Annotated in this window: 20 protein-coding genes and 1 pseudogene; 15 read left to right on the plus strand and 6 right to left on the minus strand. The window is 64.3% G+C overall.

Annotated elements, in window-relative coordinates; translation table 11 throughout:
- Window positions 1-300 precede the first annotated feature (300 nt).
- Together DK366_RS08510 and glpK are read left to right on the plus strand one after the other, a co-directional pair.
- Complete coding sequence (locus DK366_RS08510) at window positions 301-855, plus strand: TIGR00645 family protein (protein ID WP_109125272.1); 555 nt, start codon at window positions 301-303, stop codon at window positions 853-855.
- Window positions 856-933: 78 nt separating this feature from the next.
- Complete coding sequence (gene glpK / locus DK366_RS08515; RefSeq protein ID WP_109125122.1) at window positions 934-2,433, plus strand: glycerol kinase GlpK; 1,500 nt, start codon at window positions 934-936, stop codon at window positions 2,431-2,433.
- A 56-nt stretch (window positions 2,434-2,489) separates the two neighbouring features.
- Here the strand turns inward: glpK and DK366_RS08520 are convergent, their stop codons facing one another.
- The gene (locus DK366_RS08520) at window positions 2,490-3,425 is read right to left on the minus strand and encodes a carbohydrate kinase family protein (RefSeq protein WP_109125123.1); all 936 of its coding nucleotides are present in this window, start codon (window positions 3,423-3,425) and stop codon (window positions 2,490-2,492) included.
- Window positions 3,426-3,686: 261 nt separating this feature from the next.
- Between DK366_RS08520 and DK366_RS08525 the strand changes: the two genes are divergently transcribed.
- From DK366_RS08525 to DK366_RS08580, 12 genes and pseudogenes are all read left to right on the plus strand, one after another.
- Complete coding sequence (locus tag DK366_RS08525) at window positions 3,687-4,733, plus strand: rod shape-determining protein (protein ID WP_038623286.1); 1,047 nt, start codon at window positions 3,687-3,689, stop codon at window positions 4,731-4,733.
- A gap of 22 nt (window positions 4,734-4,755) precedes the next feature.
- On the plus strand, window positions 4,756-5,748 hold the full coding sequence (mreC, locus tag DK366_RS08530) for a rod shape-determining protein MreC (protein WP_109125124.1): 993 nt from the start codon (window positions 4,756-4,758) through the stop codon (window positions 5,746-5,748).
- Entirely contained in the window at window positions 5,745-6,230 is a 486-nt protein-coding gene (gene mreD, locus DK366_RS08535; protein ID WP_109125125.1) for a rod shape-determining protein MreD, read from the plus strand. Before mreC ends, mreD begins: the two co-directional genes overlap by 4 nt.
- A 4-nt stretch (window positions 6,231-6,234) precedes the next feature.
- Window positions 6,235-8,250, plus strand: coding sequence for a penicillin-binding protein 2 (gene mrdA / locus DK366_RS08540; RefSeq protein WP_109125126.1), 2,016 nt, complete (start codon window positions 6,235-6,237; stop codon window positions 8,248-8,250).
- Window positions 8,251-8,291: 41 nt separating this feature from the next.
- Window positions 8,292-9,365, plus strand: a pseudogene (rodA, locus tag DK366_RS08545) (rod shape-determining protein RodA).
- A 100-nt stretch (window positions 9,366-9,465) separates the two neighbouring features.
- Window positions 9,466-10,479 (plus strand): lytic murein transglycosylase B, encoded by a 1,014-nt coding sequence (gene mltB / locus DK366_RS08550; protein ID WP_109125127.1) that lies wholly within the window; start codon window positions 9,466-9,468, stop codon window positions 10,477-10,479.
- Entirely contained in the window at window positions 10,476-11,429 is a 954-nt protein-coding gene (locus DK366_RS08555) for a septal ring lytic transglycosylase RlpA family protein (protein WP_109125128.1), read from the plus strand. The genes mltB and DK366_RS08555 overlap by 4 nt, the downstream gene beginning before the upstream one ends.
- Before the next feature lie 58 nt (window positions 11,430-11,487).
- Window positions 11,488-12,720 carry a D-alanyl-D-alanine carboxypeptidase family protein gene (locus tag DK366_RS08560; protein WP_109125129.1) on the plus strand — a complete coding sequence of 411 codons (1,233 nt, stop codon included), beginning with the start codon at window positions 11,488-11,490 and terminating at the stop codon, window positions 12,718-12,720.
- 13 nt (window positions 12,721-12,733) lie between these two features.
- Entirely contained in the window at window positions 12,734-13,024 is a 291-nt protein-coding gene (locus tag DK366_RS08565) for a DUF493 family protein (protein WP_109125130.1), read from the plus strand.
- A 134-nt stretch (window positions 13,025-13,158) separates the two neighbouring features.
- Window positions 13,159-13,827 (plus strand): lipoyl(octanoyl) transferase LipB, encoded by a 669-nt coding sequence (gene lipB, locus DK366_RS08570; protein WP_109125131.1) that lies wholly within the window; start codon window positions 13,159-13,161, stop codon window positions 13,825-13,827.
- Between the two features lie 10 nt (window positions 13,828-13,837).
- Window positions 13,838-14,839, plus strand: coding sequence for a lipoyl synthase (gene lipA / locus DK366_RS08575; protein WP_109125132.1), 1,002 nt, complete (start codon window positions 13,838-13,840; stop codon window positions 14,837-14,839).
- 18 nt (window positions 14,840-14,857) lie between these two features.
- The gene (locus DK366_RS08580; RefSeq protein WP_109125133.1) at window positions 14,858-17,116 is read left to right on the plus strand and encodes a carboxy terminal-processing peptidase; all 2,259 of its coding nucleotides are present in this window, start codon (window positions 14,858-14,860) and stop codon (window positions 17,114-17,116) included.
- Window positions 17,117-17,626: 510 nt separating this feature from the next.
- On the opposite strand, the gene DK366_RS08585 is transcribed toward DK366_RS08580, so the two are convergent.
- Window positions 17,627-19,363: a M1 family metallopeptidase gene (locus tag DK366_RS08585; RefSeq protein ID WP_109125134.1), complete on the minus strand. Its 1,737-nt coding sequence runs from the start codon at window positions 19,361-19,363 to the stop codon at window positions 17,627-17,629.
- Window positions 19,364-19,540: 177 nt separating this feature from the next.
- On the opposite strand from DK366_RS08585, the gene DK366_RS08590 reads away from it, so the two are divergent.
- Entirely contained in the window at window positions 19,541-20,146 is a 606-nt protein-coding gene (locus DK366_RS08590) for a DUF4126 domain-containing protein (protein ID WP_109125135.1), read from the plus strand.
- 269 nt (window positions 20,147-20,415) lie between these two features.
- Here the strand turns inward: DK366_RS08590 and DK366_RS08595 are convergent, their stop codons facing one another.
- The 4 genes from DK366_RS08595 to DK366_RS08610 form a co-directional block, all read right to left on the minus strand.
- Window positions 20,416-21,795, minus strand: a complete 1,380-nt coding sequence (locus DK366_RS08595) for a leucyl aminopeptidase family protein (RefSeq protein WP_109125136.1) — start codon at window positions 21,793-21,795, stop codon at window positions 20,416-20,418.
- A 282-nt stretch (window positions 21,796-22,077) separates the two neighbouring features.
- Entirely contained in the window at window positions 22,078-22,773 is a 696-nt protein-coding gene (locus tag DK366_RS08600; protein WP_109125137.1) for an HAD family hydrolase, read from the minus strand.
- A gap of 8 nt (window positions 22,774-22,781) precedes the next feature.
- Window positions 22,782-23,975 (minus strand): substrate-binding domain-containing protein, encoded by a 1,194-nt coding sequence (locus DK366_RS08605; RefSeq protein WP_109125138.1) that lies wholly within the window; start codon window positions 23,973-23,975, stop codon window positions 22,782-22,784.
- A 442-nt stretch (window positions 23,976-24,417) separates the two neighbouring features.
- Complete coding sequence (locus DK366_RS08610) at window positions 24,418-25,794, minus strand: Do family serine endopeptidase (RefSeq protein WP_232820974.1); 1,377 nt, start codon at window positions 25,792-25,794, stop codon at window positions 24,418-24,420.
- Window positions 25,795-25,978 lie beyond the last annotated feature (184 nt).

Consider the following 25,978-nt stretch of genomic DNA (forward strand, 5'->3'; position numbering starts at 1 on the left):
TCCTCATGCAAGAGTAGGTCACCGCCAGGGGCTTTATCCCTCAAACGCCTTCCCATCCGGGAAGGCGTTTGTCTTTGTGCGCGACGAAAATATTGATCCTGCGGCACGTTTCGCGCCATGAATCACGCGGCTTGAATGGACGTCCAAACGCCCGCGGGTCACTGCCTGGCCGAGTGGTTTAACCGTAATGCGCGCACCAATCCAACGTGCGTCCTTCAGCTGAACGTACTCGCCTGGGGCGATGTTGCAGGCCGCATAAATTTGCGATCATCGTCGATCCCCATCGACGACATGATGACCATGACGACTCCCATCAAGAGCCGCCCCGGCCCGCTTTCCTATCTGATCTTTTCTTCGCGCTGGTTGCAGCTGCCGCTGTATCTGGGTTTGATCGTGGCCCAGGCGATCTACGTCGTGCAGTTCGTGCGCGAACTGTGGCACCTGGTCGATGCAACCCTCTTCGGTCACGTGGTGGCGGGCGCTGAAAGTGCTGAGACCACCATCATGCTGCCTGTGCTCGGCCTGATCGACGTGGTGATGATTTCCAACCTGCTGGTGATGGTGATCGTCGGCGGCTACGAACCCTTTGTGTCGCGCCTGAAGCTGGAAGGTCACCCGGATCAGCCGGAGTGGTTGTCGCTCGTGAATGCCACGGGGCTGAAGGTGAAGCTGGCGATGGCGATCATCGGCATTTCGTCGATCCACCTGCTCGCGACCTTCATCAAGGCGGCCTCGCTGGATGCCGAAACCATCAAGTGGCAGGTGCTGTTGCATCTGGCATTCGTGGTGTCGGCCATTGCCCTGGCTTTTATCGATCGCATCATGCAGCCGGACGCCAAGGCCGCCGCACACTGATCAAGCCGGCTGGCAGGCCCAATGGTGCCGGTTGTTGCTACGCTTGTTGTCCTCAGGCGTTGGCAGGAGCCGGCTCGCGTGAAGCAGCGTTACATTCTCGCGCTCGACCAGGGAACCACCAGTTCCCGGGCGATGCTGTTCGATCATTCCGGCTCGGTGGCGGGCGTGGCGCAGCGCGAATTCGCGCAGATCTTCCCTCAGCCGGGATGGGTGGAACACAACCCGCGCGACATCCTGACCAGCGTACTGGTCACCGTCACCGAACTGTTGGCCAATACGCAGGTCGAGCTGGCTGATATTGCAGCCATTGGCATCACCAACCAGCGCGAAACCACCGTGGTATGGGATCGCGCGACCGGGCAGCCCATCCACAACGCGGTTGTCTGGCAGTCACGCCAGAGCATGGAGATCTGCGAGCGTTTGCAGCGGGACGGTCATGAGGCGCTGGTTCGCGAGCGAACGGGGCTGCTCATCGATGCCTATTTCTCGGCGACCAAGCTTCGCTGGATTCTCGACCATGTCGAGGGCGCGCAAGAGCGGGCTGAGCGCGGCGAGCTGATGTTCGGCACCATCGATACCTGGCTGATTTGGAACCTGAGCGGCGGTGCGGCTCACGTAACCGATCCCAGCAATGCGGCGCGCACGCTGCTTTACGACATTCATCGTCGTTGCTGGGACGATGACCTGCTTGCCATCCTCAATATTCCGCGCGCGGTATTGCCGGAAGTGCGCTCGAGCAGCGAGGTCTACGCCCACACATCGCCCGCCCAGTTCTTTGGGGCAAGTGTGCCGATTGCCGGCGTGGCGGGCGATCAGCAGGCTGCGTTGTTTGGCCAGGCATGTTTCAGTCCGGGCATGGCGAAGAACACCTATGGCACCGGCTGTTTCATGCTGATGAACACGGGAGCACAAGCGGTGCCGTCGGGTCACGGCTTGCTCACCACCATCGCGTGGCAGTTGGGTGATCGCGTCGAGTACGCGCTGGAAGGCAGCATCTTCGTGGCGGGCTCGGTGATTCAGTGGTTGCGCGATGGGCTGCGCATGCTGGGCAAGGCATCGGACTCGCAGGCTTATGCAGAGCGGGTGGCTTCCAGCGACGGTGTTTACGTGGTGCCGGCCTTCGTCGGGCTTGGCGCGCCTTATTGGCGCAGCGATGTTCGCGGCGCGGTGTTCGGCTTGAGTCGTGGCACCAGCAAGGAGCACTTTGTGCGTGCCGCGCTGGAGTCGATGGCGTATCAATCGCGCGACGTGCTTACGGCCATGGAAGCTGATGCGGGCATCGCGCTGAAGGAACTGCGTGCCGATGGCGGCGCCATCGCCAACGATTTCATGGCGCAGTTCCAGAGCGACATGCTCGGTGTGCCTGTGTTGCGACCGCGCGTGCAGGAGACGACAGCGCTTGGTGCCGCTTATCTCGCGGGCCTGGCCGTTGGTTTCTGGCAAAGCTGCGAGGAGATCGCCAGCCTGTGGCAGGTGGATCGCCGGTTTGAACCCGGCATGCGCGAATCCGAACGCGATCATCTCTACCGCGGCTGGCAAGAAGCCGTGAACGCGACGATGGGATTTCGCGTCAGCTGAAACGAACGAGGCCTCCGCGAAGGAGGCCCCGTGTCTTTCAAGCGGTTGGGCAGGTATCAGTCGAGGGCGTAGCCGAACTGATCCTTGAACTCGGCGGCGAACTGCGCGTAGTCGAAGTGCTGGTTCTGCGTGCCCGGATGTTCCACCTTCAACGCGCCCATCAGCGAGGCCATGCGACCGACGGTCTGCCAGTCCTTGCCCTTCATGATGCCGAAGATCAGGCCGGCGCGATAAGCGTCGCCGCAGCCAGTGGGGTCCACCACCTGACGCTCGCGCGCCGGCGGAATGTCATGGACGGTGCCATCGGTGTGGATGAGCGAGCCGCGGGGTCCCAGCGTGACGATATACGCCTTCACCCGCGATGCGATTTCCTCGGCGCTCCAGCCCGTGCGCTGCTGCAACAGCTGCGACTCGTAATCGTTAACGATGACGTAGGTGGCTTTCTCGATCATCGAACGGAATTCGGCGCCGTCGAACAACGGCATGGCCTGGCCCGGATCGAAAATGAAAGGCACGCCACGGGCAGCGAATTCATCCACGTGCTGCAGCATGGCGTCGCGGCTGTCCGGCGCCACGATGGCGAAGGTGATTTCCGGAATGTCGCGCACGTGGTTGGTGTGCGCGCTCAGCATGGCGCCCGGATGGAAGGCCGTGATCTGGTTGTTGTCCAGGTCCGTGGTGATGAAGCACTGCGGCGTGAACTGGTCATCGAACGCGCGCACGTAGTCCAGGCGGATGCCGCACTTTTCCATGTGGACGCGGTACGGGCCAAAATCCTGGCCGACGGTGGCCACCGGCAACGGGTCGCCGCCCAGCAGCTTCAGGTTGTAGGCAATGTTGCCCGCGCAGCCACCGAACTCGCGGCGCATCCGCGGCACCAAGAACGACACGTTCAGGATGTGGACCTGATCCGGAATGATGTGGTTCTTGAACTGGTCCTGGAACACCATGATGGTGTCGTAAGCGAGCGATCCGCAGATGACGGCAGACATGATGCGAGGCGGGTCCTGTCAGGTGAACGAGTAGGCAGACCGCCGGATTTGCCCGGACTGGCCCAAACTTCCAAATCATACCGGGAACCTGTTCGCATCGCGAGTTTTTCCGGTTGTGGCAAGGCTGTGGCGAACCGCTGGAAACACGCATATCACAGCCAAAACAAAGGCTTTCTTAACGAGATTGTCCTTGCGATCCGGGGGTTTGCTGACTAGACTGGCGCGCTTACTTTTTAGCCAGAGCCGGCGCGCGGCGGACCCATGTTCAAGAAGTTTCGCGGATTTTTCTCCAACGATATTTCGATCGACCTTGGCACGGCCAATACCCTCATTTACGTGAGGGGACAGGGCATCGTCCTGAACGAACCGTCGGTGGTGGCCATTCGCCAGGACCGCGGTCCGGGTGGCCCGCGTGCCGTGGCGGCCGTGGGTAGCGACGCCAAGAAGATGCTGGGTCGCACGCCGGGCAACATTGCCACGGTGCGTCCGATGAAGGATGGCGTGATCGCCAACTTCTCCATGACGGAAGCGATGCTCCAGCACTTCATCAAGCAGGTGCACAAGTCGCGCATGCTGCGTCCCAGCCCGCGCGTGCTGGTGTGCGTGCCCTGCGGTTCCACCCAGGTGGAGCGTCGCGCCATCAAGGAATCGGCCGAAGGCGCCGGTGCCCGCGACGTGTTCCTCATCGAAGAGCCCATGGCGGCTGCGATCGGTGCCGGCATCCCGGTGCACGAGGCGCGCGGCTCGATGGTGCTGGACATCGGTGGCGGCACGTCCGAAGTGGCCGTGATCTCGCTCAACGGCATCGTCTACTCGCAGTCCGTGCGCGTTGGCGGCGATCGCTTCGACGAGGCCATCATCAACTACGTGCGCCGCAACCACGGCACGCTCATCGGTGAATCCACCGCCGAGCGCATCAAGCTCGAAATCGGTTGCGCCTTCCCGCAGACGAACGTGAAGGAGATCGAGATCTCCGGCCGCAACCTCGCCGAGGGCGTGCCGCGCATGTTCACCATCAACTCCAACGAAGTGCTGGAAGCGCTGCACGAGCCGCTGTCGGGCATCGTGGCAGCGGTGAAGTCGGCGCTGGAACAGACGCCGCCGGAACTGTGTTCCGACGTGGCCGAGCGCGGCATCGTGCTCACCGGCGGTGGCGCACTGCTGCGTGACCTGGATCGCCTGATCTCCGAGGAAACCGGTCTTCACGTGCAGGTGGCCGACGAGCCGCTGACGTGCGTGGCCCGTGGCGGCGGCAAGGCCTTGGAGCTGATCGATCAGCACGGCAGCGATTTCTTCGCTGCCGAGTAAACCACGCGACAGGGGTTAGGCCATGGCGCTTGCGCGCGAGGAATCCTCGCCCCTGTTTGCCGGCACCGTTGCCGGCACGCTCAGGCTCATGATGTATCTCGCGCTGGCCATGGTGCTGATGGTGCTCGACCATCGCAACGGCTGGATCTGGCGCCTTCGCTACGCCACGTCAGTGCTGGTGGAGCCCGTCTATCGGCTCGCCAGCCTGCCGGCATCGGGCATGCACACGCTCAGCGTGGCGTTCTCCGACCGCAAGATGCTCACCGAGCAGAACCAGCGTCTGCGTGAAGACCTGCTGCTGGCCAACGCCAAGCTCAACCGCATGGCGGCGGTGGCGCAACAGAACGAGCGCCTGAAAGAGCTGCTCGATACCCAGCACACGCTCGACCTCAACGTGCAGCTGGCACGCGTCATCGACGTGGACCTGGGCGCGTATCGCCACCGCATGCTCGTGAACGTGGGTTCGCACGATGGCGTGAAGTCCGGGCAGGTGGTGATCGACGCGCACGGCGTGATGGGGCAGGTGGTGGAAGTGATGCCGCGCACCTCGCTGGTGATGCTGGTGACCGATCCCGATCACGCCATTCCGGTGGTGATCGAGCGCACGGGCTTCCGCACGGTGGCCTATGGCACCCGCGAAGGCGACCTGTTGAGCCTGCCGAACATCTCCATGGCCGCCGATGTGCATCCAGGCGACAAGCTGCTCACGTCGGGGCTCGGCGGGCGTTTCCCGCCCGGCTTCCCGGTGGGCGAGATTCGCAGCGTGGAGCCCGCCGCATCGGGCCTGTTCCTGGAAGGCCGGGCGCGGCCGGCTGCGGACCTGGGTCGCAGCGACAACGTGCTGATCCTGCATGACCTTGCCGAGCCCGTGGGCCCGCCGCCGCCTGCCGTCCCCTCCGGGCCTCCGGCAGACCTTGCCCCTGCACCGGGTAGCAGCGGGGCCGCGCCGCCTCGCGCGGCAAGCGCGCCTGCGCAGACGCCTCCCGTCGCGACGAATCCGGCGGTGCAGCCATGAGCAAACCTCGCGTCAGTCTGTTGTGGTTCGTGGGCACGCTGGTGTTTGCCGTGCTTTCCATGCTGATTCCGCTACCCGCACCGCTGCAGCCGTTCAAGCCGTATTGGCCGGCGTTGTTCCTGCTGTACTGGTCGCTGGAATCGGGTGATCGCGTCACGCTGGGCCTGGCCTTCACCGTGGGGTTGTGCGCCGACCTGTTGAACGGCGTGCTGCTTGGCGAACAGGCCATGCGACTGTGCGCGCTGGTGTTCATCGCGCTGCGCTTTCGCTCGCGCCTGCGTTTCTTCCCGATGTGGCAGCAGACGCTGGCCGTGCTGGCGTTGCTGCTCAACGACCGCGTGCTGCTGTTGATCGTGCGCACCTTTGCGGGTGATGCCTTGCCTCCGCCCACGTGGTGGATCTCGCCGTTCGTCGGCGCCGCGCTGTGGCCGTTCCTGTTCCTGCTGATGGACGACCTGCGCATGCGTTTGCGCATCCAGTAACGCCATGGCCCGGCGACGCTCCATCAAGGACACTCGTGGTGAAACCACGCTGTTCCGCGTTCGCGCGATGGTGGGTTTCGCCCTGATTTTGCTGGGCCTGGGCGTGCTGGTGGCGCGCTATCACTACCTGCAGGTGCAGCGCCACGACGAATTCGCGCTGCGCTCGGAAAATAACCGCGTGAAGCCACGCGCCATTCCGCCGGCGCGTGGTCTTATCTACGACCGCAATGGCGTGTTGCTGGCCGACAACGTTCCCGCGTTCCGTCTGGAAGTGGTGCCGGAGCAGATCAAGGACATGCCCGCCATGCTGTCGGCGATCCGCGAAGTGGTGCCGCTGGATGACGGCGACATCGATGCGTTCAAGAAGCAGCTCAAGCAGAACCGCCGCTTCGACAGCGTGCCGCTGAAGCTGCACCTGACCGAGGACGAGATCGACCGCTTCGCCATCAACCGCTGGCGATTCCCGGGCGTGGACGTGGTGCCGTACCTCACGCGCCGCTATCCGTACGGGCCGTTGTTCGCGCACGTGGTGGGCTATGTCAGTCGCATCGATGCGGACGACATGGCGCGGCTGGATGCGGATCGCTACAAGGGCACCAGCCACATCGGTCGCAGCGGGCTGGAGCGTTCCTACGAGGACATGCTGCACGGCGAGCCGGGCTACGAGCTGGTTGAAGTGAACGCCGATGGCCGCGTGCAGCGCGTGCTCGAAACGCACGCGCCCACGCCGGGCAAGAACATCTACCTGAGCATCGACGTGCACGTGCAACGGGCGGCAACGGAAGCCTTCCAGGGGCGCCCGGGTTCCTCCGTGGCCATCGATCCGCGCAATGGGCAGGTGCTGGCCATGGTCAGCGTGCCCAGCTACGACCCGAACCTGTTCGTCAACGGCATCAGCAAGGCCGATTACAGCGGCTACATGAATGCCGAAGACAAGCCGCTGCTCAACCGCGCACTCAAGAGCGCGTACCCGCCGGGCTCGACGGTGAAGCCGTTCCTTGCGCTGGGCGGCCTGGAACTGGGTATACGCCGGCCGGGCGACACGGTGTTGTCGACGGGCGAGTTCTGCATTCCTGGCCAGCAGCGTTGTTATCGCGACGACGTTCGTGGCGGCAACGGCACCGTGAACATGGTTCGCGCGATCCAGCTGTCCACCAATACCTACTTCTACAAACTCGCGCTGGACATGGGCATCGATCGCCTGGCGAGCTGGATGGGAAGCCTGGGCTTTGGCAAGAAGACCGGTATCGACCTGCTTGGCGAGGCCGAGGGCATCCTGCCGTCGCGCGAATGGAAAGCCACGCGCAGCAAATATGCGTGGTTCCAGGGCGAGACGGTGATTGCCGGCATCGGCCAGGGCTATTGGAACGTGACGGCGCTGCAGCTCGCACATGCCACCGCGACCTTTGCCGGTCACGGCACGCCGTATGCGCCTCGACTGGTCATGGCAACGGCCGCCGTGAAGGAGCGCCCGGTGCCGCTGAGCAATCCGCCGGCGGGGCCCTCGGTGATTCGCAAGCCTGCCGATTGGGATGTCATCAACGAAGGCATGGAAGCGGTGGTGTACGGGCAAGGTGGTACGGCCCAGGAGGCTGGCGTCTTCAAGGGCTTCCCGCTGCGCGTGGCCGGCAAGAGCGGCACGGCGGAACGTTTCTCCCGCCGCAGCAACGAATACGACACCAACAAGAACCTGGCCTATCTGGCGACGCGACATCGCGCCTGGTTCATTGCCTACACGCCCACGGAAGCGCCAAAGATCGCCGTGGTGGCCATGCTCGAATCCGGTGCCTGGGGTGCGGCGGACGCCGGCCCCATCGTGCGCAAGGTGATGGAAGCGTGGCTGGCAGCGAACGGCGGCCCGGTGCCAGCGCCGGACAAGACCGAAGGTAGCCCGGCCGTGCCTTCGACCGTTCCGGACCTGCCGGAAGATACCCCCGTGGCCACGCCTGCCGACATGTCCGCCATGCCCGCCGACAGCACCAGCACGGCGACGCCACCCGATGATGGAGGCAACCCGTGATCGACGAATTGCAGGTTCGCCTGGTGAACCTTGCCCGCCGCATGATGAAGCGGCCGCGCATCGACATTCCGCTGGCACTGGGCCTGATCACGTTGGCCACGGTGGGTCTGGTCACGCTCTACAGCGCCAGCGGCGGCAACATGGCGATGATCGGCGGCCAGGCCGCGCGCTTCGTCATGGGCGGTGTGCTGGTGATGCTTATTTCGCGCATCCCGCCGCAGACGTTGCGCACCTGGACGCCATGGCTCTAAGCCGCCAGCATTTTCCTCTTGCTGGTGGTGGCCGGCATCGGCGAGATCCGCAGCGGTTCCAAGCGCTGGTTGAACCTGGGTGTCATGTCGTTCCAGCCGTCGGAACTGCTCAAGCTCACCATGCCGATGATGGTGGCGTGGTATCTGCATCCGCGTCAGTTGCCGCCGAGCTGGAAGGACATCGCCGCCGTCGGCTTGCTCATTGCGATTCCGGCCGGCCTGATCGCCGAGCAGCCCGACCTGGGCACGGCCTTGCTGGTGTCCGCCGCCGGTGCGTTCGCGCTGTTCCTGTCGGGCATGCGCTGGTGGAAGATCGGCAGCCTGCTGGCCGTCGTGGGCGCCATGGTGCCGGCGGCCTGGCACTTCCTGCACGACTACCCGCGCCATCGCGTGCGCACGCTGCTCGATCCGGAATCCGATCCGCTGGGCAACGGTTGGCACATCATCCAGTCGCAGATTGCCGTGGGTTCCGGCGGCGTCTTCGGCAAGGGTTGGCAGCACGGCACGCAGTCACGCCTGGACTTCCTGCCCGAGCACACCACCGACTTCATCTTCGCCGTGTTCTCCGAAGAATTCGGCCTGGTCGGCGTGATCTGCGTGATGCTGCTTTACGCCTTCATCATCGGGCGTTGCCTGTGGATTGCCATGGAAGCGCGCGACACGTATTCGCGCCTGCTGGCCGGTGCCATCGGCATGAGCTTCTTCGTGTACGTGTTCGTCAACGGCGGCATGGTGGCGGGCATGTTGCCGGTGGTGGGCGTGCCGATGCCGTTGATCAGCTACGGCGGCACGTCGGCGGTGTCGTTGCTCACGGGTTTCGGCGTGCTGATGTCAATCTACGCGAATCGGAAGATTCACAAGTAGAAGCCGGGCAATCAGACGGTTGCCCTCGCAAAATACGGCTGTTTTTACCTGCGCGCGTGCTAGGCTTGGGACGTAGCCGTTCCCGACAGCGAAGTCATTCATGCCCTCGATTCCCGCGTCGCTCCCGACTCGTCGCCTCGTTGCCACGCTGGGCCTTCTGTTCGCCACGGCATGCATGCCGGCCCTTGCGCAAACCCATCCCGGACAAGCACAGCTGGTCAGCGAAGTGGCCCGCGATACGGGCAAGAGTGCGGCGTCGCTCAATGCGCTGCTGGATGGCGCGAAGAAGCAGCAGAGCATCCTCGATGCCATCAGCCGTCCCGCTGAAGGCAAGCCGTGGAAGGACTATCGCCCGATCTTCCTCACGCCCCAGCGCATCAACGATGGCATCGCGTTCTATCGCGAACATCGGGCCTTGCTCGACAGCATCGGCAAGCAGTACGGCGTGCCGCCCGAATACATCGTGGCGATCGTCGGCGTGGAGACCTCGTACGGTCGCATCACCGGCAAATACAAAGTGCTCGATGCGCTGGTCACGCTGGGCCTGTATTACCCGCCGCGTGCGTCGTATTTCCGCGATCAGCTGAAGATCCTGCTGGAGTTGCCCGACAACCATCTCGCCGGTCCTGTCGACACGCTGACGGGTTCGTATGCGGGTGCGCAGGGCTGGGGCCAGTTCATGCCGGCGAGCATCCGCGACTATGGCGTGGATGCCGATGGCGATGGCCGCATCGATCTGAAGAATTCGCTGCCCGACATCTTCGCCAGCGTCGCCAATTACTTTGCCAAGCATGGCTGGCAGACGGGTGGCCTGGTCGCCGCACCGGCACGTGCGGACAGCGCGGCCCGCTCCATCTCCGTCAAGGACTCCAAACCGCAATGGCCGATCGAGCAGCTCGAAGCCTGGGGCTACGCGCCCGTGCAGTCGCTCAATCCCGGTCAGCCGAGCAGCCTGCAGTCGCTGCAGGGCGCGGATGGCATGGAGTACTGGTTCACCTTCCAGAATTTCTACGTGATCACCACGTACAACCGCAGTCCGCTGTACGCGCTGGCCGTGCACCAGCTGGCGCAGGCGATTGCGGAAGGAGCCAACGGGATGAGTTCCACGCAATGAGTTGGCGGCTTGCGCTGCCCCTCCTGCTGATCGCGCTGCTGGCAGGTTGCAGCGGCGGGAAGCCCCGTCCCTCCACCAGTCATCCGGGCGCCACGTCGCGCAGCGGTTCGTCGTCCAGCAGCGGCGGTGGTTCATCGTCAACGTCGTCGTCGCGTGGTGGCGTCAACGACGACATCAGTCGTCCGCAAAGCAGCCGCTATCGCGACGACACGGACAGCGTGCCCGAAGGGCTGCCGCCGGAAGCGATTGCCAAGCTGCCCGAGCCGGTGCCGAAGGTGGAGCCGCGCGCGCTCTACGGCAACAAGACGCCGTATTCCGTGCTGGGCCAGACCTACAACGTCATGCCTTCGCCCACCGGGTATGTGGAGCGTGGCATTGCCTCGTTCTACGGCAACAAGTTCCACGGGTACAAGACCTCGAGCCTCGAGGACTACGACATGTACCAGTTCAGCGCCGCGCACAAGACGCTGCCCATTCCCAGCTATGCGCGCGTGACCAATCTGGAAAACGGCAAGAGCGTGATCGTGCGCATCAACGATCGCGGTCCGTTCCACGACAACCGACTGATCGACCTTTCCTACGCGGCCGCCGTGCGCATTGGCGTGTGGCCCAAGGGCACGGGCCTGGTCGAAGTGCGGGCCATCGATCCGTCGCAGCCGCTTACCGCGCAAACCCTTCCGCCGCCACCGCCGCCGCCCAAACCTGCCAGCCCGGGGCCCGGCATTTTCCTCCAGGTGGGCGCATTCTCCGATGCCAGCAACGCGGAACGCGTGGCGCAGCAACTTCGTGCCGCCAATTTTGCGCCCGTACAGGTGGTGGATGCCCAAATCAACGGCCGCAATGTCCGCCGCGTGCGCGTGGGACCGCTCGCCAGCGTCGACCAGGCTGACGATGTCACGTCCCGCATCCAGAATATGGGGCTGCCCAAGCCGCAGGTCGCGGTAGACTGACGCATTGAATTTCTTGCGGCGCCTCGGCGTCGCGATAGCCATTGGACCGAACCGAACGATGAACCTGATCCGCCGTACCCTCTCTTCGCTCGCCGTCGCCGCTCTGGTCGTCGGCACCGCCGTTGCCCAGCAGACCCCGCCCAAGCCCGTTCCGGTGCCGCGCCCGGTCACGCCCGAGGCGCCGGTGCCGCCGCCGCCGGATGTCGATGGCAAGAGCTGGGTGCTGATGGATTACGCCACGGGCCAGGTGCTTGCCTCCAAGGAGCCTGACCTGCGCGTGGAGCCGGCATCGATCACCAAGATCATGACCGACTACGTGGTCTCGGCCGAAGTCGCCAACGGCAAGGTCCACATGACCGATCCGGTGAACATCAGCGAGAACGCATGGCGCAGCGGCGGTGCGGGCACCGACGGTTCCACCAGCTTCCTCAAGCTCAACAGCCAGGTGCCGCTGAAGGACCTGCTGTACGGCCTGATCATCCAGTCCGGCAACGACGCCGCCATCGCGCTGGCCGAGCACACGGCGGGCTCCGAGCAGGCTTTTGCAGGCCTGATGAACGGTTATGCCAAGCAGCTGGGCATGACCAACTCGAACTTCGTGAACGCGTCGGGTTACCCGGTCGCCAACCACTACAGCACGGCGCGCGACATCGCCATTCTTTCGCGCGCGCTGATCCACGACTTCCCCGAGGACTATGCGATCTCGGCGATCAAGGATTTCGAGTGGAACGGCATCAAGCAGCACAACCGCAACCTGCTGCTGTGGCGTGACCCCACCGTCGATGGCATCAAGACCGGTCACACAGCCGCTGCCGGCTTCTGCCTGGCCGCCTCGGCCAAGCAGGGCGATTCGCGCATGATCGCCATCGTCATGGGCTCGACCAACGAGAAGACCCGCGCCGACGCCGCCATGGCGTTGATGAGCTACGGTTTCCGTTTCTATGAGACGCATAAGCTCTACGACGGCAACAAGCCGCTGGCGACGCCGCGTCTGTGGAAGGGTGCTTCCAATCAGCTTGAACTGGGCGTGGCCGACAACGTGCTCGTCACGGTAAAGCGCGGCGATTACGACAAGCTGCAGGCCACCATGGACGTGCCGGCGACGCTGATCGCGCCGTTCACCAAGGGGCAGCAGGTCGGTACGCTGCGCATCACGCTGGATGGCCAGCCGGTGCAGAACGTGCCGCTGATCGCCCTGGCCGATGCACCGCAGGCCGGTTTCTTCGGTCGCCTGTGGGACAGCATCATGCTGTGGTTCCACAGCGACAAGAAGCCCGACGAAAAGAAGTGACGGAGGTTCTGTGATGCGCGATATCGACTCCATCGAGGCCCAGCAAGAGGGCCAGGGCTTCCAGTTTCCCGGCGAGTTTGAAATCACCGCCATGGGCAACGCCGCCGTGGACCTGAAGGCCCGCGTGCCGCAGATCCTGGAAGGTATCGGCCTGCACGTGCTGCATGAGACGGTGAAGCACCGTCACTCGCGCGAAGGCAACTTCATCTCGGTCACGGTGAGTTTCCGTGCCGAGACGCGCGAGCAGTACGACCAGGCCCACACCTCCCTGCGTGCCGATCCGGATATTCGCTACACGCTGTAAGGCGCCCGGGTGCCGCCCAGGCGCCCCGAGAGCTGGCGGGAAGGCCGTTCCCGCCAGCGCGCCAGTGACTTCCAGCCCTTGCAAGGGCCATCTCACGGCCGCAGATAATCAGCTCCGTTCCCAGGCCATTCCCCATGTCCTTGCCGCTCAAAGTCCGTCGTCTCGGTCGCCAGCCCTATGAGGCGACCTGGGAGGCGATGAGCCACTTCACCAACAACCGGGGACCCGACACCCCCGATGAGCTCTGGCTGCTCGAACACGACCCCGTGTTCACCCTTGGCCAGGCAGGCAAGACCGAGCACGTGCTGGCGCCGGGCGATATCCCGGTGATCCACGTCGATCGCGGTGGCCAGGTGACCTATCACGGCCCCGGGCAGATCGTGGGCTATCCCATGATCGACCTGCGACGCGCCGGTGTGGGTGTGCGGGAACTGGTGAACAAGATCGAGCAGGCCATCATCGATACGCTGGGCCACTGGAACATCGGCGCCGACCGCCTGGAGGGCGCCCCGGGCGTCTACGTGGCGGGCGCCAAGGTGGCGGCGCTGGGCCTGCGGGTGCGTCGCGGCTGCAGTTTCCATGGATTGGCCTTCAACGTGGACATGGACCTGGAGCCGTATCACCGCATCAATCCTTGTGGCTACAAGGGTTTGGAAGTCACGCAAGTGTTAGACTTGGGCGGTCCGTCGCGCCTGTCGGACGTCGAGGACGCCCTGGTGGAGGAGTTCTGCCGCCAGTTCGGTTTCGTCGCCGAGGCCGCGCCCCCCATCCTCCCTGAACTACCCGCTCGCGTAGCGGTCTGAGTTTTCCTACATGAGCGATATCTCTACCTCCAAGGCCATCCCGATCAGCGTCGTCGGCGCCACCGGCGTCGAGAAGCAGTTGGGTAACGACAAGATCGGGCTGAACCGCGCCGGCTTCGACACCAACGTGCCGACGCTGCGCAAGCCGAGCTGGATCCGCGTGCGCCTGCCGCAGGGCAACGCCGTGCAGCAGTTGAAGTCGCGCCTGCGCGAAAACTCGCTGGTCACGGTGTGCGAAGAAGCCTCGTGCCCGAACATCCACGAGTGCTTCAGCAAGGGCACCGCCACCTTCATGATCCTGGGTGAAGTGTGCACGCGCCGTTGCTCGTTCTGCGACGTGGCACATGGCCGCCCGGCTGCGCCCGATCCGCTGGAACCGGCGCGCCTTGCCGAAACCATTCGCGACATGCGCCTGAAGTACGTGGTGATCACCTCGGTGGATCGCGACGACCTGCGCGACGGCGGTGCCGAGCATTTCGCCGCGTGCATTCGCGCCACGCGCCACGCCGCGCCGGACATCAAGATCGAAATCCTCACGCCCGACTTCCGCGGCAAGGGCCGCATGGAGCGTGCGCTGGAAGTGCTGAAGGACTTCCCGCCGGACGTGTTCAACCACAACCTGGAAACCGTGCCGCACCTGTATCGCGAAGTGCGTCCGGGCGCCGACTACCAGTGGTCGCTGGATCTGCTCAAGCGCTTCAAGGCGCAGCATCCGGACGTGCCGACCAAGTCCGGCATCATGCTGGGCCTGGGCGAAACGATGGAGCAGGTGCTGGAAACCATGCGCGACCTGCGCGCGCACGATGTGGACATGATCACCATCGGCCAGTACCTGCAGCCCACGCCGCATCACCACCCGGTGGTCCGTTACTGGACGCCGGACGAATTCGAATCCCTGCGCGAAGCCGGCGAAGCGATGGGTTTCCATCACGTCGCGTCCGGTCCGCTGGTGCGTTCGTCTTACCACGCCGACCTGCAGGCTCACGCCGCAGGCGTCACCGAGCACGCTTGAAGAGCTCCCAGAGAACCTATGAAACTGCGCCCCTCGCTAGCTTTGTTGATTGCCCTTGCCGTCAGTGGTGCCGGTGCGTACGCGCAGTCCGCGGCGGATCTCACCGATAGCAGCCAGCCGCGCAAGTTCTCCACGCTGCCGCTGAAGCCCACCGTGACGCAGGCACAGGCGGCGCAGCTCTCCGCGCGCTTCCTTACGCGTTTCCACTACGACGCCAAGCCGCTCGACGACGCCATGTCGCAGAAGATCTACAAGGCTTACGTGGAAAGCCTGGACGGCGAGAAGGTGTTCTTCACGCAGGCGGACCTGGCCAAGTTCGCGCCGCTGAAGACGCAGATGGACGACGCCATCTGGAACCAGGTTCTCACCGGGCCGTTCTCCATGTTCAACCTGTACATCACGCGCGCCATCGAGCGCATGACGTACGCGCGTGGTTTGTTGAAGCAGGGCTTCGACTTCAACACGCAGGAAACCTACAACTACGACCGCAAGAAGGCCGACTGGCCGAAGGATCAGGCCGAGCTCGACACGCTGTGGCGCGAGCGCACCATGAACGACTGGCTGCGCCTGAAGCTTGCCGGCAAGCCGGACGACGAAATCCGCAAGACGCTGGACAAGCGCTACGCCGGTTACATCGACCGCGTGAAGCAGCTGGACGGCGAAGACGCGTTCCAGTCCTTCATGAACTCCTATGCCGAATCCACCGATCCGCACACCGATTACCTCGGTCCCCGCGCGGCGGAGAACTTCGACATCTCCATGAAGCTGTCGCTGGAGGGCATCGGCGCGGTGCTGCAGGCACGCGACGAATACACGCAGATCCGCGAAATCGTGCCGGCTGGCCCGGCGGCCAAGTCGGGCAAGGTGCACGTGGGTGATCGCATCGTGGCGATTGGCGAAGGCGCGAATGGCACGATGACGGATGTCATCGGCTGGCGCCTCGACGATGTGGTGAAGCACATCCGCGGCAAGAAGGACACCACGGTTCGCCTGGAAATTCTCCCGGCCGACGCGGGCGTGGACGGCAAGCACGAGATGATTTCCCTGGTCCGCCAGAAGGTGAGCATCGAAGAGCAGGCCGCCAAGAAGAAGGTCATCGAGATCAAGGACGCCGGCGTCACGCGCAAGATCGGCGTGATCGACCTGCCGAGCTTCTACTCCGACTTCGGTGCTCGCCGCGAAGGCGACAAGGACTTCAAGAGCGCGACCCGCGACGTGGCCAAGCTGCTTGGCGAATTGAAGGCCGAGAATGTTGAAGGCGTGGTCATCGACCTGCGCAACAACGGCGGCGGTTCGCTGGCCGAAGCCAACGAACTGACGGGTCTGTTCATCGACCAGGGTCCGGTGGTGCAGGTGCGCGACGCACGCGGCGAAGTGCAGGTGCAGGGCGACGACGATCCGGGCATGTCCTGGAGCGGCCCGATGGCCGTGCTGGTGAATCGTGGTTCGGCGTCCGCCTCTGAAATCTTCGCGGCAGCCATCCAGGATTACGGTCGCGGCCTGATCATCGGCCAGCCCACCTTCGGCAAGGGCACCGTGCAGAACCTGGTGGACCTGGACCGCTTCACGCGCAACAACAGCGAAAAGCCGCAGTATGGCGAGCTGAAGATGACCATCCAGGAATTCTTCCGCATCAACGGCGGCTCCACGCAGCTGAAGGGCGTGACGCCTGACATCCAGTTCCCGAAGAACGGCGACGAGAAGGACTTCGGCGAGTCGACCTACGACAACGCGCTGCCGTGGACGCAGATCGCCGCTGCCGACTACAAGCCGGTGGCCGACCTGCACGCCTACCTGGGCCAGCTGCAGACCCGCCACGATTCCCGCACGGCCACCTCGCCGGGCTGGAAGCTGATGATGGACGAGCTGGCGCAGTACAAGAAGATGCGCGACAAGACCAGCATCTCGCTCAACTTTGCCCAGCGTGAAGCCGAGCGAAAGGATCTGGACGCCGTGCAGGCCTCGTTCCGTGCGCGCCATAAGGCCATCGACGGCAATACGTCGGCTGACGACGATGATTCGCTGGCGATGGACGACGGCCTCAACGCCAACGAGCGCAGCCTGAAGACCGAACTGCAGCAGGAGAAGGACGCCAAGAAGGCAGCCGATCCGCAGCTCGACGAAACGGCGCACATCCTGTTCGACGCCGTGGGCCTGATCAAGGGCGACTCGAAGCTGGCGGCGCAGGTGTTGCCGTACGGCGGCAAGTTCTCCAGCACCGGCGCAACGACGGCGGCGGCATCGCCGGAGAAGCCGCAGGGTCCGGCGGCTCACTGAGGATGGTTTGAGGATGGACGAAAAGGGCGGCCAGATGGCCGCCTTTTTTGTTTGTGCGTGCGGTGGTTCCGAAGCGTGGTCTCTCTCCCTCTCCCCTCCGGGGAGAGGGCTGGGGTGAGGGGCGGGTGCTCGCGATGACGCTGCTTCAAGCGATGTATCCGTTCTGGCATTAGCAAATAGCTGCCTTGTCGCCAGATTGGCCCCTCACCCCAACCCTCTCCCCGGAGGGGAGAGGGAGCAAATCACGTCACTTCGCCGCTGCGTTCTTCGCCGCCTGCTCCTTCTTCCACTGCTGATACTCCGCAAAATGCGGCATATCGCACGGGTGATTTCGAAGCACGCCCTTGCTCCCTCTCCCCTTCGGGGAGAGGGCTGGGGTGAGGGGCGGGTGCTTGCGATGACGCTGCTTCAAGCGAGGTGTCTACTTCAGCAGCAGTAAGTAGCCGCGTTATGGCCAGATTGGCCCCTCACCCCAACCCTCTCCCCGGAGGGGAGAGGGAGAAAATCACGTCACTTCGCCGCTGCCTTCTTCGCCGCCTGCTCCTTCTTCCACTGCTGATACTCCGCAAAATGCGGCATATCGCGCAGCAGCTTGCTCCGCGGATCGATGATCACGAGTGTGCCCTGTGGTACGGGAATGGAAGCGGCGCCGCCGGTCATCGGCACGGTGATCACCTTGTCGCCTACCTGCACATCCACCGGCATGGGGAACGGCTTGTCGTGCGGCACCTTCCAGTGCAGGGAAAGCGTGCCGCCTTCGTGGCGGGTTTCCAGCGAGGGCAGGGCCGCTTCGCGCAGGTACACATCGAAGAACCAGTTGAGATCGCGTCCGCTCACCTGGTTCACGATGTCGATGTAGTCGCGCGTGGTGGCGTAGCGTGGCGTGAAGTTGCCGGGCCTGGGGTCTGGACGTCCATACACCAGGCGGCGAATGCTTTCGAAGAACGCCTGGTCGCCGATCATCTGCCGCAGCGTGTGCAGCATCAGCGAGCCCTTGTAGTAGATGTCGTTGCCGGGTCCATGCTCGGCGTCGTACACCTCGTGCTCGAACTGGCTTTGTCCCTTCACGATGGGGAAGGCGTTCTTCACCATGCTGCGTTCGTTCTGCAGCATCGAGAAGTACGGCATGTCGCCGTAAAGGTATTGGCCATACAGCGGTTGCATGTACGTGCCGAAACCTTCGTGCAACCACATGTCGTCCCAGTCGGCATTGGTGATCTGGTTGCCGAACCACTCATGCGAGAACTCGTGCTGCAGCAGCCAATCGAAGCCGTATTCGCTGCGTGGATAGCCGTTACCGTAGGCGTTGATGGTCTGGTGTTCCATGCCCAGATGCGGCGTTTCCACCACGCCCATTTTCTCGTCGCCAAACGGGTACGGACCAATTTCCTGCTCAAAGAAATCGAGCATGCGCGGGAACTCGCCGAACAACTGCTTTGCCTGCGCTTCGTGTCCGCGCAGATACCACATCTGCATCGGAATCGCGTTGCCGTAGCGGCTGCGGTAATCGCCCTTGATCACATCGAACGGGCCGATGTTGATGGAAATGGCGTACGTGGTCGGATGATTGGCGCGCCAGTGATACGTGTGCGTGTCACCGTGTTCCTTGATGTCGACCAGCGTGCCGTTGCCTGGCGCGGCAAGCTTCTTTGGCACGGTGATGTAGGTGTCGACCAGGTCGGGCTTGCCCTGCGGATGATCGATGCACGGCCAGAACAGGTCGCAACCTTCGCCTTCCACGGCGGTGGCAATCCACGGCTGGCCGTCGTCGGTGTGGCTCCACACGAAACCGCCATCCCACGGCGCCTTCTTCGCCACATGCGGTTTGCCGCCATAGCGGATATCCACGGTGACCTTGCCGCCCTTGGCGAGCGGCTTGGGCAGCGCGATGCGCAGGCGGCCATCCGGATTGCTCCACTGGGTTGCAGCCACCGCCTTGCCGTCCAGCGAAAGCTGGGAAATGGTGAGATGCGGATCGAGATCGAGCAGCAGCACATCGGTGGATTCGCGCGAGGTGAACGTGAGCTTCGCTTGCGCATCCAGCGTTTGCTGCGCCGGGTCGACGCTGAAATGCAGTTCGGCATGATCGAAATTCAAGCGCTGCTGTTCCACCGGCAGCTCTCCACCGGAGCGCTGCGTCTGTTCGGTCAGCGGAGGCTGTTGCGATGCCGGCGTGGCGTCGTCCGCATGGGCGAGAGAGGCGAGCGCCGCGCACAGGGCGAACGAGAGCAGGCGTGGGGTCGTCATCGGCAGGTGTCTCGTCGGATCAAACCCGCAGGATGACATTCCGCGGCGGGAGTCGTCATCGCCGGAAGTCACGGTTGCCTCCGCTAGTGCCGCATCGGCCGTCCGTGCGGTTGTGGCGATTCGCACCAGCGCGCATGCTTGCGTTGGTCGTTCGTGTGTCATTACCGGAGGCTGTGCATGGATACCCTGCAGAACCTCGCACTGGCGGGTGGCCTGTCTTGGGCCAGCGGCTTTCGCCTTTACGCCACGGTATTCATCGCGGGTCTGCTCGGGCGGCTGGGTTACGTGCACCTGCCAGATGGCTTGCAGATGCTCACCGATACCTGGGTGCTGGTGACGGCGGGCGTGCTGTCGCTGGGCGAGTTCCTGGCCGACAAGATTCCCGCCTTCGACAGCGTGTGGGACGCCATACACACCTTCATTCGCGTTCCTGCGGGCGCCCTGCTTGCGTGGGGCGTGTTCCGTGATTCGGGTGCGGGCGCGCAGTTCGCAGCGGCGCTGCTGGGCGGCACGCTCGCGTCGGGCACGCACCTGGCAAAGATGGGTGGAAGGGCATTGATCAACACCTCGCCCGAGCCTTTCAGCAATTGGGGCGCGAGCCTGGGCGAAGACGTGTCGTGGCTGGGCGGCATGTACCTGATGTGGCAACACCCCGCGGTGTTTCTGGTGCTGCTGGGAATCTTCGTGTTGTTCCTGCTGTGGCTGGTGCCGAAGATTTTGCGTGGCTTGCGTACGCTGGCGAGGAAGCTGCGTGGAGCGAGGCCCGGCGCGTCTGGCGCTTAGCTCCGCCTGCAGCCAGTGGCTCTGTAGGAGCGCACTTGTGCGCGACCGCGGAGCTGACGAAACCCCTGTCGACAATGTTCGCAAAGATCCCAACGACAGACCGGGTTTCCAAAACGAGGCGGTGATGTACACCCATGCGATGCGGTCGCGCGCAAGCGCGCTCCTACAAGTGAGGTTGCTGGCGCGTTTCCGCCAGGAAACTTGCGGGTTTGAGAAAACAAAAAAGGGCGACCCATGGGCCGCCCTTTTTCGCACACCCAGTTACGGGATCAGCCCTTGTAGCGCTGCTGCAAGAACGCAAAAAACGCGCGCAGTCCCAGCGCTTCGCCCCCGCGCGGACGACCCGGACGATCGGCATCGTTCCACGCGTACGTATCCAGGTGCAGCCACGGCGTGGTCTCGGGAACGAAACGCTCCAGGTACAGCGCGGCCGTGATCGCACCGGCGTGACGCGATGCGCCGGAGTTCGCCATGTCGGCCAGGTAGGACTCCAGCATCTTGCGGTACGGGCGCCACAACGGCAGGCGCCACAGCGGATCGTTCACGGTGCGGCCGGCGGCGATCACCTGATCGGCGGCATCATCGTTGTTGGCAAACAGCGCCGGCAGATCCGGACCGAGCGCGATGCGCGCGGCACCCGTGAGCGTGGCGAAATCGATGATGAGTTCCGGTTTCTGCTCGCTTGCATAGGTGAGCGCATCGCACAGCACGAGGCGGCCTTCCGCATCGGTGTTGTCCACCTCCACCGTGATGCCGGCGCGCGTGGTGATGACTTCACCCGGACGCATCGCCGCACCGGAGACAGCGTTTTCCACCGCGGGAATCAGCAGCTGCAAGCGCACCGGCAACTTCGCCTGCATGATCAGGCCGGCCAGCGCGATGGCGTGCGCCGCGCCGCCCATGTCCTTCTTCATCCAGCGCATGCCATCAGCGGGCTTCAGATCCAGGCCGCCGGTATCGAAGCACACGCCCTTGCCGACCACGGCGATCTTGGGATCGCTGCTCTTGCCCCAGGTGAGCTCAATCAGTCGCGGCGAGCGATGGCTGGCGCGGCCCACGGCGTGGATGGTGGGAAAGTTGGCGTCGAGCAGTTCGTCGCCCACCCATTCGCGCACCTTGGCCTTGTGCGCCTTGCCCAGCTGCTTCACCGCATCGGCGAGATGCTTGGGCCCCATGTCTTCGGTGGGCGTGTTGACCAGGTCACGCACCAGCGCGGTGGCCTCGATCAGCGGCTTGAGCGTGGCGAGATCGCTGGCGGCGATGGCGAGCTTGGCCGGCGCGCGACGCGCCTTGCGATAGCGCGTGAATTCGTAGGCGCCCAGTGCCCAGCCCAGCGCGGCCTGCAGCTTGTCCTTCAACACACCTTCGTCGGCGAGGTGATAGGTGGCTTCCGGCAACACGCGCGGCAGCGCGCCCATGGCACTGATCGCGTCGCTGGTATCCACGCCCACCAGCACGCGCACCAGCTTGCCGCCTTCATCGGGCAGCAGCGCAAACGTGCCCGGCGCAGCCTCGAAACCGAATGCCGACAACCACTGCCGCTGCGCCGCGGTGAGGCGTCGCTTGGTGGCCGCAAAGTGTTGGGCGTCGGTGGTCTCGATGGCGATGCTGTGACGGTCGCCGGACTTGCGTTCAATCAGGACAGACATGAGGTTCCTTGCGCGGCACGCCTTCGTGTCGCGTTGGCTGCGAAGTAGTACGTAATGATGCGCGCTTTTGGAGGCGGGGGCGAGACGGTATTTGGGTTTGGTCTCGGTTGGCCCGCTTGGTGCTCCCACAACAAAAGGCGATCGCACCTCACGGGCCCGGAATCCCTTGTAGGAGTGCACTTGTGCGCGACCAGCCGACGGAGCGCTACATCGCAACGCTGCAGTCGCGCACAAGTGCGCTCCTACAAGGTTGGGCTACGGGAAAAACCGCGACGCCTTCTGCTATTGGCCCTGCGCCTCCAACCAATCCACCAGCGCAGTCATGTCGCGCAGGTCGAGGTCAGGTGCGGTGCCGAGCAGGCCCGGCCAGGGGTGGCCGTGGCGGTTGATCCAGGCGGTGCGCAGGCCCGCGTCGCGGGCGCCGACGACGTCGAGTTCAGGATCGTCGCCGACGTGGAGGATTTCTTCAGGCCGCAGTCCGAGGTGCTCGGCGGCGGCGACAAAAATGCGGGCATCGGGTTTGGCGATGCCGGTGTCGCGGGCACAGATGTGATGCGCGAAGTGCTCGCGAATGCCAATGCGGTCCAGGTCGGCGTTGCCGTTGGTGAGGCTGACCACCGGCCAGCGTGCGGCAATGCGCTGCAGGGCGGGGAGGCTATCGGGGTAGAGGTCGACGCTGTTGCGCGCCGAGAAGTAGACGTCCCACAGCGCTTCCAGCGGCGCTTCGTCGATGCCGCACGCCGTGAAGGCGCGTTGCATGGTGATGTGACGTTGCGCGGTGAAATCGTGGGCGAGGTCGGTGCGCTCGGCAGCAACCTCGGCACGCAGCGCGCGCATGGCCGGAATGGGCCATGCGCGTGCCACGTCGGGATAGTGCTGGCGCAGGTACGCGTCCAGGTCGCGGTCTGCACGTTCCAGGGCCGGCAGTACCGGCCACAGGGTGTCGTCCAGGTCGAGCGTCAGGGCACGGATCTGCACGCGGGCGATCAGTTGCCGCTGACCTTCAGCACCTGGTCGATCTTCACGTTGTCGCTGGACAGGTCGTTCCACTTCTTCAGATCCGCCACCGACACCGAGTACTTCTTGGCGATGGTGCCGAGCGTGTCGCCCTTGGAGACGGTGTAGGTCTGGCCAGCAGCAGCGCCCGCCTTCTCGGCCGTCGGGGCGGCAGCGGCTTCAGCAGCGGCCGGTGCGGTCGGCATGGTCGGACGGACTTCTTCCGTCAGCACCGGATCGGCCACCACGTCGGCCTTCACGCCGCTCTCGGCGAGCAGCTTCTCGCGACGGGCCTTGTCACCCTGGGCGAGCTGCGGCGCTTCGATGTAAGGCACCAGCTGATGCGCACGGGCCAACGCCTTTACCTGGTCGGTGAGCAGGAAGTCCATGAAGGCGGAGATCTGCGCGGCCTTCGGGCTTTCCTTGTTGGTCACCAGGAACAGCGGGGTGTAGAGCAGGTAGCTGCCGTCGGACACGGTGGACAGGCTCGGCGCCACGCCGTCGATGCTGATCATGCGCACCTTGGCATTGCCGGCCACGCCGGAAAGCGTGGTCACGCCCAGCGCGTTCGGATCGAGCGTCACGGCTTCTTCCAGCTTGGCCGTATTCACGTACAGGCGCGGCGCGGCCACCGGCTGGTTGCCACGGCCGAACACCAGGCGACGCAGGCTGTATTCCACGCCGTCGCCCGGGCTGGCCACGGCGTACAGGTTGATCGGTGCGTCCTTGCCGCCCACATCGCGCCAGTTGGTGATCTTGCCCAGGTAGATGTCGTGCAGCTGCTTCACCGTCAGGTTCGGCACGCTGTTGGACGGATGCGTCACCATCACCAGCGCGTCGAACGCCACCGGGGTGAACAGCAGGTTGCTTTCGGCATCGTTGGAGCTGCTGCGCGCGCTGCCGGCGATGTCGGCCAGGCCATGCTCGACGGCGTCCAGGCCCGAGGCCGTGTTGAACGGCTGCATTTCGATGCGACCCTTGCCGCTCTTCTCGTAAGCCGCAGCCACGGCCTCGACCACGCCGCGCGCCGTGGCGTAGTCACCACGCCACACCAGCGCCGGCGGCGGCGGGGTAGCAGGCTTCTTGGTGGACTTGGTGGTCTTGCCGGTGGCGGCGAATGCGCCAGTGGCTGCGCCTGCGGTAAGCAGCGCAACGATGAGCAAGCGGGAAAGTCGTGATGACATGGCGGTTGGGAACCCCGAATGATGATGATGGGTCGCGAGCCGCCTTAACCGGGCGCGCGTGCAGTGTGTAACCCGGCTATTTCATCCAGCTACCGGCCAAACCGCAAGCGCGTTGGCTCGCTTGCATCGAGGAAAAACGCGACTTCGGCCACGCATTGCCGGCGGCGTTCATGCGCGGTTAGCGCATTTCACGAGGATGTGGATTGTCGCAGGTGGAATGCGACGGATTTGGTCTTTCAGTGATTTCCGAATGCAAAGTCACTGGATGACCGGCCCTTCGGCCGTTGATGAAGCACCTCCGGCCTGCGCCGGGATGACGGTGAGGGTGATGGGATGTGGATGGGAAGTCGGAACGTTCAGAAGATCGAGGCGCACATTCCCCTCACCGTCATCCCGGCGCAGGCCGGGGTCCAGTGACTTTCGCTCCAAAAAATCACACGCATCAGCGGACATCCACGTACCGCACCCCATCATCCCCCGACACCACCAGCACCAGCTGCCGCGGATTCACGCCCGCCAGTTGCTGCAGCGTGCGCAGGTCAGGCACGCGCAGGTTGCCAATGCCGATCACCACATCGTTCGCCTGCAACCCTGCCTGCGCCGCGCGGCTGCCGTTGCGCACCGCACCCACGCCCACGCCACGGATGCCCTGGCCGCGCTGATTCTGCGAGAGCTCGCTGAAGGTCACACCGGCCAGGCGCGCGTCCAGCTTGGCGCCGTCCACCGTGGCGAGTTTCTCCGGCACCAGCTTGGCGCTCACGTCGCGCGTGGCGCCGTTGCGCTGCACCGTCAGCTTCACCGTGCTGCCCAGCGGCATCAGGCCCTCGGCGTTGCGCAGGTCTTGCGCGTTGCGCAGCGGCTTGCCGTCGATGGCGGTGATCACATCACCCACCTGGATATCCGCACTGTCCGCCGCCGAACCCGTGGTCACTCGCGTCACCACGGCGCCGTTGTTGTCCTTCAACCCCAGCACCTTGGCAATGCGCGGGGTGATGTCCTGCGTCTCGATGCCGAGATTGCCGCGGTTGACCTTGCCGTTGGCGATCAGCTGCTGCATCACGTCGCGGCTCAGGTTGGTGGGAATGGCAAAGCCGATGCCCACGTTGCCGCCCGACGGCGAGAGGATCATGGTGTTGATGCCCACCAGCTCGCCGCGCAGGTTCACCAGCGCGCCGCCGGAGTTGCCGGGGTTGATCGAGGCATCGGTCTGGATGAAGTTCTGGTAGCCGGTTCCGCCCAGGCCGGAGCGGCTCAACGCCGACACGATGCCCGAGGTCACGGTCTGGCCCAGGCCGAACGGATCGCCCACGGCCACCACGAAATCACCCACGCGCAGCTTGGACGAATCGGCCATCGGCAGCGCCTGCAGGGTGTTGCTTTCAATCTGCACCACGGCCAGGTCGGTGTCCGGGTCTGTTCCTACCAGCTTGCCCTTGAAGTCGCGACCGTCCTGCAGCGTCACCGTGATGTCGTCCGCGCCGCCCACCACGTGATTGTTGGTGCGCACATAACCCTTCGCCGCATCCACGATCACGCCCGACACCAGGCTCTGCTCCACGCGCGAACGCGCGCCTTGCGAACCCTGCAGGCCGAAGAACTGACGGAATACCGGATCGTCGAAGAACGGATCGCGCACCTGCACGCGCGTCTTGGTGGAAATGTTCACCACGGCCGGCGTCACTTTCTCCAGCATCGGCGCAAGCGACGGCAGCCGCTGGCCGTCCACGGTAGGCGGCTGGGCCGCGCGACGGGCGAGGGGCGTGGCGGCGGCCAGAACGAAGGCGGCGGCAGCCAGTCGGCGGATGAAACGGGCAGGCATGGAAGCTCCTTTTTCACGAGAAGAATCGACCGTGCTTCGACTCGACGCGGCGGCGACGGTTCCATCCGACACGCACTGACGAAATCACTTTACATCGCAAAGGGGCGGGGGTAACGTTCGAACTTGTTCGCGACCACAACATCTTGTGTGACAAGGCCGGGGTCTCACCCAAGAGCTGGTGTCA

This window comes from Dyella sp. C11, assembly GCF_003121485.1.
Lineage (GTDB): Bacteria > Pseudomonadota > Gammaproteobacteria > Xanthomonadales > Rhodanobacteraceae > Dyella.